The sequence below is a fragment of the Campylobacter sp. RM19072 genome, assembly GCF_024723485.1.
GTDB lineage: Bacteria > Campylobacterota > Campylobacteria > Campylobacterales > Campylobacteraceae > Campylobacter > Campylobacter porcelli.
In genome coordinates this window covers 1-9769 of record NZ_JANQCU010000027.1, presented here as the reverse complement: position 1 = coordinate 9769, position 9769 = coordinate 1, and the positions used below count along the sequence as shown (strand labels likewise).

General features: G+C 34.0%; 8 protein-coding genes. 3 read left to right on the top strand and 5 right to left on the bottom strand.

Annotation, left to right across the window (positions count from 1 at the left end; all coding sequences use genetic code 11):
* Window positions 1-200: 200 nt before the first annotated feature.
* Genes CSUIS19072_RS08120 through CSUIS19072_RS08110 form a run of 3 tightly spaced genes read right to left on the bottom strand, consistent with a single transcriptional unit; the run spans window position 201 to window position 2217 of the window.
* Window positions 201-1304, bottom strand: a complete 1104-nt coding sequence (locus tag CSUIS19072_RS08120; protein ID WP_086293576.1) for a cytochrome b/b6 domain-containing protein — start codon at window positions 1302-1304, stop codon at window positions 201-203.
* A complete protein-coding gene (locus CSUIS19072_RS08115; protein ID WP_086237939.1) occupies window positions 1297-1794 on the bottom strand; it encodes a diheme cytochrome c in 498 nt (165 codons plus the stop codon). Before CSUIS19072_RS08115 ends, CSUIS19072_RS08120 begins: the two co-directional genes overlap by 8 nt.
* Window positions 1795-1803: 9 nt before the next feature.
* The gene (locus CSUIS19072_RS08110) at window positions 1804-2217 is read right to left on the bottom strand and encodes a DUF1924 domain-containing protein (protein ID WP_086237940.1); all 414 of its coding nucleotides are present in this window, start codon (window positions 2215-2217) and stop codon (window positions 1804-1806) included.
* Window positions 2218-2331: 114 nt separating this feature from the next.
* Between CSUIS19072_RS08110 and CSUIS19072_RS08105 the strand changes: the two genes are divergently transcribed.
* From CSUIS19072_RS08105 to CSUIS19072_RS08095, 3 genes are read left to right on the top strand one after another with little or no spacing between them, the layout of a single operon-like run.
* The gene (locus tag CSUIS19072_RS08105; protein ID WP_086237941.1) at window positions 2332-4728 is read left to right on the top strand and encodes a hypothetical protein; all 2397 of its coding nucleotides are present in this window, start codon (window positions 2332-2334) and stop codon (window positions 4726-4728) included.
* A 3-nt stretch (window positions 4729-4731) separates the two neighbouring features.
* Window positions 4732-6540, top strand: a complete 1809-nt coding sequence (glmS, locus tag CSUIS19072_RS08100; RefSeq protein ID WP_086237942.1) for a glutamine--fructose-6-phosphate transaminase (isomerizing) — start codon at window positions 4732-4734, stop codon at window positions 6538-6540.
* A gap of 27 nt (window positions 6541-6567) precedes the next feature.
* Window positions 6568-7032, top strand: coding sequence for a tetratricopeptide repeat protein (locus CSUIS19072_RS08095; RefSeq protein WP_086293578.1), 465 nt, complete (start codon window positions 6568-6570; stop codon window positions 7030-7032).
* A 52-nt stretch (window positions 7033-7084) separates the two neighbouring features.
* Here CSUIS19072_RS08095 and murI read toward each other — a convergent pair whose 3' ends face one another.
* Together murI and CSUIS19072_RS08085 are read right to left on the bottom strand one after the other, a co-directional pair.
* Window positions 7085-7843 (bottom strand): glutamate racemase, encoded by a 759-nt coding sequence (murI, locus tag CSUIS19072_RS08090; RefSeq protein ID WP_086237944.1) that lies wholly within the window; start codon window positions 7841-7843, stop codon window positions 7085-7087.
* Window positions 7843-9642 (bottom strand): menaquinone biosynthesis decarboxylase, encoded by a 1800-nt coding sequence (locus CSUIS19072_RS08085; protein ID WP_086293580.1) that lies wholly within the window; start codon window positions 9640-9642, stop codon window positions 7843-7845. The genes murI and CSUIS19072_RS08085 overlap by 1 nt, the downstream gene beginning before the upstream one ends.
* Window positions 9643-9769 lie beyond the last annotated feature (127 nt).

The window sequence follows — 9769 nt, the reverse complement described above, 5'->3', positions numbered from 1 at the left end:
AATTGGTCGTAAAGACTAGCTTGGCTCTAGTGAAGTTAAACCATAATTTCATTCGCATTTGTCGGATGGATAACTTTAGGTGGGTTAAGGGAGCGTAGCTCCCTGTCGCAAACGGCGACTCGTTGCCGTGCGAAGTAAAAATAGTTAAAAGCCATAAAATAGCTCTTTAACCCTATAAAATAAGCGTTTATAAATTTAGATTATCGCTTTATTTTTTCGTAATCTATCAAGCTTTTTTGGATTATGCCATTTTGTATATCTTTGTGACAAGCGGTGCAGTTTGCCTTAGATTTTATATCATCTCTTAAGAATACTTTTTCATCTATTTTTCTATGCTTTTTTATCCAATATTCATTTTTTGTTATGGCTATATTTTGGTCGTTTTTGGCATATTTTAGTATATTAAATGCTGTTTTATTGCTATTCATTTGAGCAGAATTAGCAAGTAAAAAATTTAATATATTTTGATTTGCCTCTTCATCTATGCTAGCATCATCGCCAAAGTGATTTTCTAAATTTGCCATCATTATCTCCCATGATTTTTTAGGTAGTAAAAATGGCGGATAGAGCATATGGCAGCTTCCACACTCTTTGGCAAATACGGCATTTTGTGAGCTATAATCCACCTTTAAAGCGTGAGATTTTAATATAAAATTATCCCTATTTAAAATATATAAAAAAGCAGCAATTATGGCTAAAATCCACACTAAGCAAAAGATTTTTTGAGCTAAATTTGCCTTTACGCTCTCATCATTTTTAGTTAGTTTATAGCCTGTTATCATAGAGTTTAAAGCATCATTTTTATGTATGAATTTATCTATCAAAGCCCCACAAATATGGATAATAGCCACTATTAAAAGCAGATTTGCCGATACTTCGTGTATGGATTTTACAAATTTAAGCTCATTATAATTATTGTATAAAAATGCAAAAATTCCGCTATTTTCATCTATTCCATAGAGCATAAGCCCAGATATAACGCAGATAAATCCAAGGCTTAGCATAATTATGATTGCTATGCTTGAGGCGGGATTATGCCCTATAAATTTCTCTTTTTTGCTAAAAAAAGATAGGAAATATCCGCCTAATCCGCTAAATTTAAAATCGCTAAATTTAGAGTATTTTGTCCCGATAAATCCCCAAATTATCCTAAATATAATCGCTACGCCAAATATCACGCCAAAAGCGGCGTGAAAATATAGCAAACCATCAAATTCGCTAAGCAAATATGATATAGCAAGACCAAGTATCAATGCAATATGAGAAAATCTCGCCGCAAAGCTGTAAATATAGCTCTTAATCACGCCAAGCCCCATAATTTGGTATATCTATAGTTTTTTTGCTATATATTCCAAGATCGGCTTTTTTATGACAGGCGGTGCAGTTTGATAGAGTTTTGACCTCTTTTTGCGTAATCATCCATTTTTCTATCTTTTTATGCTTTTTTATATGGTATGGAATTTCAGTTATAGACTGGTATAAAACGCCATTTTCTAGCGATTTTGTGATTTTCGCACTTCTTTTATAATTCATCGCATTTTGACTAGCATTTGCCAAAAGATAGCTAAGTATGCTTTTATTTGTCTCATCATCAATGCTCGCATCAGTGCCATAGTGATCGGCTAAATTTTTCATTATAAACTCCCAAGACTGAGCTGGCATAAGACCTGGCTGATAGCCAAAATGACAGGTGGCACACTCTTTTTTATATAGCTCATTATCTACTGGTTTTACATCTAAGCCCTTTGCTTGTAAGCTTAAAATAGCTACAAATATAAATAGTAAAAATCTCATTTTTTCTCCTTATTGTTTGATTAGATAGTAAAGGACATCACCTTTTTCTATAGCGGTTCCCTCTCTTAAATACACATCTTTAAAATTCCTTTTTAGCCATTTTTTTACCTCTTTTACATCACTTAGTCTAGATGGATTTGCACTTGATGAAAGTGGGGCTATGGTTTTGTTTGTAAATATATTTGTGGCCTCTTTTTTAAGGTCGCTTCCATGGCAGCTTTGACAGGATATTTCTTGCGAGTTTTTGCCAATATTTTTGGTAGTAAAGATTTTTTCGCCCCTTAAAGCGTCAAAATCTTTGAAATTTGGATCTAGCTTTTTAGCTTCCAACCTTAGCTCATCTATATAGCCTTGCATAGCAGGATTAAACTGGGCGGCATTTAAAGCATACGCACACAAAAATAGTAACGCTACTTTTTTCATAATCTCTCCTTATAAAATGATGTGGAATTATAAGTAAAAATTGTTTAATCGTTGTTAAATTTTCTAATATAATTAAAAGCTGAATTTGGGTAGAATGCCGCCTAAAGGAAGTAGATGAGAGCTAAAAATATAACAATTATAAAATTAAAAGATGATATTACAAAGTGTAAAAATGGCCTAAAGAGCAATTTTATGCGTCTTGGGGGTAGGAATTATGGAATTTATCAATCCAAAGAGATAGATAAGTTTTTAAAATCAGCCTTTGATATACTTAAATTTGATTCATTTGGGGATTTTGAGCCAAATGATGATAGTGTGCCTTTGTGTGTGATGGCTATTGGCAGCTACGCACTTGCTGAGATGAGCGTTAAGAGTCATATAGAACTAGCTATAATATATAAAAATGAGCTAGGCTACAACTCCAAATCCATAGCCAACAGATATACTAATATCTTAAAAGATGTTGGCTTAGATGTTAAGGCTAAGCTCTATGAGAGAGATGAGCTTGATTTGATTGCTAATGATATTGAGCTAACGGTGCTATTTAGCCATATTCGCTTTGTGTGCGGATCAAAAATGCTATATAAAGATGTTAAAAATCAAATATCTCAAATAAATGAGAGCAAAAAAGATGAGTTGATTATGTATCATCTGCATAAACTTGAGCCGATGAATTGTCCGCACTATTTGGATTGTAGTCCAAATTTATTTAGCGGAAATGGCGGATTTATGGATTATAAAAGGGTATTTAGCCTTTTTGGCACAAATCCAAAAACAAGTGTATTAAAATATATTGATGAAAATGAGTTAAGTGAGATGAATTTGGCATTTGATTATATTAGCTCACTTCGCTCAGCTCTTCAAATTAGCGGTGGTGGAGAGATTTTGGGGCGTGAATATTTAGATTTAGTTTGTGAAGTTATGCAAACAAAAGCCAAAAAAGGTCTAAGCCCACAAGAGATACTACTAAGCAAATGCCTATGGGCTATGCATACTATATATATCTATTCTAGATATTTAGCTAGAAGTGCCTTTGGTGTTAAAATATCTTTAGGCACAGCTAGAGTGTGCCGCTTACCAAGTGGGCTATATAATATCGCAAATACAATCTACGCACCAAGTCGTAAAAAGCCAAAAGATCTCAAACTCATACTTAAGGATTTAAGCCTTTTGCCAGATGTGGAGCTTAAATTTGATATAAGCGTTTTAATCTATATAAAGCGTTTAGAAGATAGTAGCTCTCCAAAGGTTTATGAGGGGTTAAAAAAGATATTAAACCGCAGACATAGCAAGGATATTTTAAAATTACTACTAGATAGCTCAAAGCTACTTAAAATCATAAAGCCAATGGAATTTAGCTCACATCTAGCTAGTTTAGAAGGTGAATATAGCCTAGATGAGAGTTGTGTGGCTATAGTTGCACAGCTTGAGAGGATTGAAGATAGATTTGCTTTTAGCCTTTATGCTGACCTTTGTGCTAATGGAAAAATGCTATTAAAGCTAGTAGCATTACTTCATCAAGCGTCGCCAAATTATGTAAGTAGTGCTAATATATTTCGCTCATATTGTGCGAAATTAGATTTGATGCAAAAGACCATAAATATGGGTATTAATCTGATTAAAAATCAAAATCAACTAATAGATATTTTATCAGAGCCAATTAGTGAGCCATTAATGCTAAATTTAGTAAGCTCTATAAAAGAAAAACAAGCCCTAAAATTATTATATATCCTAACTTACGCTAGGTTAAAAGCTAAGAATTTAAATCACTTTAATCAAGCTCAAAATGCCAAACTTCGTCAAATTTATGATAGTGCCTTAAGTGCTTTTGATAGCGATGAGAGTCTTATGGATATTGTCAATAAAAGGACTAAAAAGATTGAGCTTTTAAAAAAGCAAAAGGAATTTATCGCCTTAGATAAGCAGATTAAAGATCAAATTTTAAGCATAGAGTCTAATTGGTTTTTTAATAAATATAGCCAACAGCAAATAATAGATATAGCACTTAGAGCCAGTGAGTGCTCAAATATAGATCTAGAGCTAACTAGCCATAGTTTGCAAATCATAGCCAAAAGAAATTGGAATATGGCTATGGCACTTAGGGAACTTCGCGGATTTGATCTTGCGTATATGGAGATTTGTGAGCTTTTTGATGGTAAAAGCTATATAAGGCTTGATTATAATTCTAATATTGATAAGAGTAAAAATCAGATTATCCAAGCTCTTTGCTCTAAGGAGAAGCCGCAATATGATAAGCCAATAATCTTGCCAAATGAGGTTGGATTTGATATGAATTATTCTCAAAATTATGCTAAATTAAATATAAATTCAAAAGACCAGCGAGGCTTTATGATCTATATTTTAAGTATGCTTAGCAAATTTCAAATTAAGCTAGCAAATGCTAGAATACAAACCATCAAAAATCGCACTAGAAATATGTTTCTTTTATCTATGGAAGATGGGTTAAAAGATAAAATTGATAAGTTTTTAAAAGAGATTATAACGGAGTAAAATATGTGTGGAATCGTCGGATATATAGGCAGTAAAGAGAAGAAAAATATTATATTAAATGGACTAAAAGAGCTTGAATATCGTGGTTATGATAGTGCTGGGATGGCGATTGCTACTAGCGATGAGATAGGCTATTATAAGGCAGTTGGAAAGCTTGAGAATTTAGCTAATAAGATGAAAGAGTGCGAGTATAAAGGAGATGGAGTAGCCATAGGTCATACTAGATGGGCAACGCACGGCAAGCCTACTGAGATCAATGCTCATCCGCATCTTGGCGAGTATAGCTTTGTTATCCATAATGGAATTATAGAAAATTATAAAGAGCTAAAAGATGAGCTAGAAGCTAAGGGCGTGAAATTTATAAGTCAGACTGATACTGAGGTTATAGTTCATCTTTTTGAAGAGTATAATAAGAGTGCTAAAACCCCATTTGAAGCCTATAAAAAGACAATCTCAAGGCTAAAGGGTGCTTATGCTACCTTGCTTGTGACTAAGGCTGCTGCTGGGGAGCTATTTTTTGCTAAAAATGCAGCCCCTTTGATAATCGCTAGAGATGGCGATGAGATTTATCTATCTAGTTCAGACTCTGCGCTTATCGGTCTAGCTAAGGACGCTATATATCTTGAAGATGGCGTTTATGGCGTAGCAAAGCTTGGGAATTTAACTATCTTTGATGAGAATAATCAAGAGATAAAGCCAAATTTCACCGAGCTACCAAAAGATAAAGGATACGCTTTAAAAGATGGCTATAGATTTTTTATGGAAAAAGAGATTTATGAACAATCCCAAGTGATCGCTGAGTGCTTGATGGGTAGATTAAGCGATAGTGATCTGAATTTGGATATAGATGAGAGTATATTTAATAATATAGAAGAGGTGGTATTATGTGCGTGTGGGACGAGCTATCACGCCGCCCTTGTAGCTAGCTATCTATTAGAAAGACTTGCTAAGATTAGGGCTAGTGTGGTTGTGGCTAGTGAATTTAGATACAAAGAGCCATTTTTAAATCCAAATTCTCTATTTATAGTAATTAGCCAAAGTGGCGAGACGGCTGATACCTTAGAGGCTTTAAAGATCGCTAAAAGGGCAAATTTAAACACCTTAGCCATATGTAATGTGGATAATTCAAGCATTGTTAGAATGGCTAAGGAGGTATTGCTTACTCGTGCTGGGATAGAAAAAGGAGTGGCAAGTACCAAGGCCTTTGCCACTCAAGTCATTTGTCTATGGATGCTAACTTTAAAATTAGCTAAAATTCGTAGCACCATAAGCAAAGAGATGCTCCAAAATGAGATTAAAGCACTTCGCAATATCCCAACTATTGTAAATTTCGATAAAAGCTTACAAGAAAAAATTTATCGCAAAGCCAAGCACTATGTCCATGGGCATGGATTTTTCTTTATCGGAAGGGATATTTTTTACCCACTTGCACTTGAAGGAGCGCTTAAATTAAAAGAGATTAGCTATTTACACGCTGAGGGCTATCCAGCTGGAGAGATGAAGCACGGCCCAATAGCCTTAGCAGATGAGGGGCTATATACGATTGCGCTTTTACCGCAAACCATTTTATATGATAAAACCAAATCAAATATAGAGGAGTTAGCGGCTAGAGATGCGTTTATAACTACCATTTCTCCTTTGGAATTTGAGCTTAGTGATGATTTTATAAGGATAAATTCGCATTCGCACCCGATGAGTGAGTTTTTTGAGATTATGATTATATTACAGATATTTGCTCTTGAGATATCTATTAGATTAGGCAATGATGTGGATATGCCACGCAATCTTGCTAAGAGTGTAACGGTGGAGTAGAATTAAATTTATTTTTAAAGGATATTGATGAAAAAGTTCATTTTAATCATTTCACTATTTTTTGGCGTGGTTGTAGCTGAGGATTTAGATCCTAAAAAGTTAGAAATCTCTTGCGATAATGGAGATATGATAGCTTGCTATAACCTTGGAGTTTTATATGATGATGGTAATGGTGTAAAGCAGAATTACCAAAAAGCTGCTAAGCTATATCAAAAATCCTGTGATAATAATCATGTATTGAGTTGTGCTGCTCTTGGACGCTTATATATATTTGGCAATGGAGTAAGACAAAATCACCAAAAAGCCGCTGAGTTAATTAGAAAAGCGTGTGATAATAATGATACACTTAGTTGTATTGCTCTTGGGATTTTATATGAAAATGGCAAAGGCTTAAGACAAGATTACACTATGGCTAAGGAGTATTATGATAAGGCTTGTAAATTAGGCGATCAAAAAGGTTGCGATAGATATAAAAGATTAAGTAGTAGATAAATTTATATTAGCGTAGTAATCTTTTGGTTAAGATTTATCTCTTTTTATGGGATTAAATCTTAGCCATCTTATCAAGCCTTGATAGAAATGGGGCAATGCGATTTATACTCTCTTTTCTTTTAGATGAGTAGTAAGTTAGCCTTACTGGTTGAGTTTTACCACATGTTCCTATTTCGCTGATTTTTCTTTTGATTTGGCGGATTGTCCCGCTAACGCCATCTACAATCTTACAATTTGGCATTAAAGCATTAAAGCTATCTTTAAAATAGTTAAAATGCGTACATCCTAGCACCAAAAGCGAGATATTTTCTCTATTAAATCGCTCTAGCTCCTCAGCGATATACCTACGCACTTTATCAGTATCAAACTCCATATTTTGGGCAAACTCCACAAGCCTAGGCATAGGCAAGAGATATGTTTTATCGCTTAAATTTGATCGTTTTATCAGCTCATTTAGTTTAGCTCCTTTTATGGTAGCTGGAGTGGCAATGACTAGTATATCGCCACTTGAGTTCTCTCCTAATTTAACCGCTGGCTCCATCCCTATAATCGGCAAGGTAAATTTACTCCTAAGTTCGCTTACGGCTGCACTGGTAGCGGTATTACACGCAATGACGATTATATCAGCCATAGGGCGTAAAAACTCCACCGCATCAATGCTAAGGGCTTTTATCTCATCAATGCTTTTTACCCCATAAGGTGCGTTATCATTATCAGCAAAATAGATAAAATCACACCCATCAATCTCTCTCATAGCTTCATTTAAAAGGCTTAGTCCCCCAAATCCAGAGTCAAATACCGCTACAACCATTATCCAAATATCTCAAATTTCTCAAATAAATTTTCATCATCATCTATTAAGCCTCTTTTAATAAGGTTATTTACTATATTTTTATTACAATTAGTCTCCTTTGGCCACTCTTTTGTATAGCCATCATCTATATTTTTACGAGTAGCATCGATGAATATCTGCTCACCATCTATATGTATATCCCGCTGCGCATCGATACTATTTGTTATACGCCAAGTCATCATATATGGATTGTTTAATCTTGCGTCGCTATCTACGAAAATTACTATCTTAAAATGCCTTTTAAATTCCAAAAGAGAATTAAAAAGTGGCTTTAAATTTGACTTTTTATCTATTTTAACCATACAAATTGGATTTTTACTATCGGTAAAATATTGATAAATATCTAAAATATCAAGATTAATCTTTTTAAATTTACTTAGTAGCTCAGCATCGCTTATAACCTCTACTGGCAAAGGAGCATAATCGATAGAAGCGTCAATCCCTAGCTTACCACCATAGCAAGAATTTGGACTAGCATGATCTAATTGATCGCAAATTCCGCTTGTGATTAAGCAACTTTTAGGGCTAAATCTATTTAAAATAAATTTAGCCAAATTCTCATAATCTCCTAAATTTGGTGCGTCATCTGGGACAAATATAGCGTGCTTTACAAAGCTCATTTGCCCCACACCCCAAAATGCATGCATAATCTGCTGAGCGTGAGCTGGGTAAAGATGGTTAAATTTAGCCAAAATTAGATTATGAAATACCCCATTTTCAGGCATTTTATAATCGATTAAATCCGGCACACTTGTCTGTAAAAGTGGCAAAAATATACGCTCTGTCGCATAACCCATATATTTATCTTCTAAAGGTGGTTTGCCTACTACGGTTGCGGAAAATATCGGATTTTTTTTATGCGTTATTTTTGTAACTCTCATTAGCGGAAATGGCTCAATTGGCGTGTAATACCCAGTATGATCGCCAAATTTACCCTCATCTCTTAGCTCATTTGGATCTACAAAACCCTCGATTACAAAATCAGCATCAAAAGGCACATATATATCATTAGTAAGCGATTTTACCAGTTTTGGAGCTTTTTTGCGGATAAACCCATATAACATTAGCTCAAAAATATTTTTTGGCAATGGAGCTTGTCCGCACCATATATATAAAGGATCGCCACCGATAGCTACGCTAACTGGCATTTTGACTCCTGCTTTTTTATACTCGTGAAAAAAATGAGCCCCATCTTTGTGGATTTGCCAGTGCATTCCTAGCTCATCTTTTGAGTGAATTTGTAAGCGATACATTCCTAAATTTTGAGTAGTGCCATTTAGCGTTTTAGTATAGACTTGCCCCATCGTGATAAATGCGCCATCATCGTAATCCCAAGTTTTTAAAACTGGAAGTTTATATAAATTTGACTCCATTTGACACTCTTGGCATACTCCTTTGCCCTTTAATCTTTTTGGAAAAATGGATTTTAAGCTTAAAATATGAGAAAAAAAGTCAATCTTTTCTTTTATAGAATTTGGTTTTTTAGGCTTTAAAAGCATAGAAATTTCATTGGCAATATCATCAATATTACGCCCAAAAATCAGCTCCAAAGCCTTAAAACTACCAAAAATATTTGTAATAACAGGCGGAAATTTATCCCCATTTTTATTTGTAGGATTGGTAAATAATAATGCTTTAGAATCGCTCTTTTTAACCTCAATATAGCTAAGATGAGCAATCTCAAGCTCAATATCGCATGGCTCATCAATAATTTTTAAAAGATTATTCTCTTTGAGTAAATTTATATATCGTTGCATATTTTCTCCATTTTTAAACAGATAAGTCTATCATAATATATAAAATATTTAGAAAAATTAGATGGAATTTATGAATTTTGCTTATAAAATTCATAATAATATTAAATTTAATTGATTTTATACATCC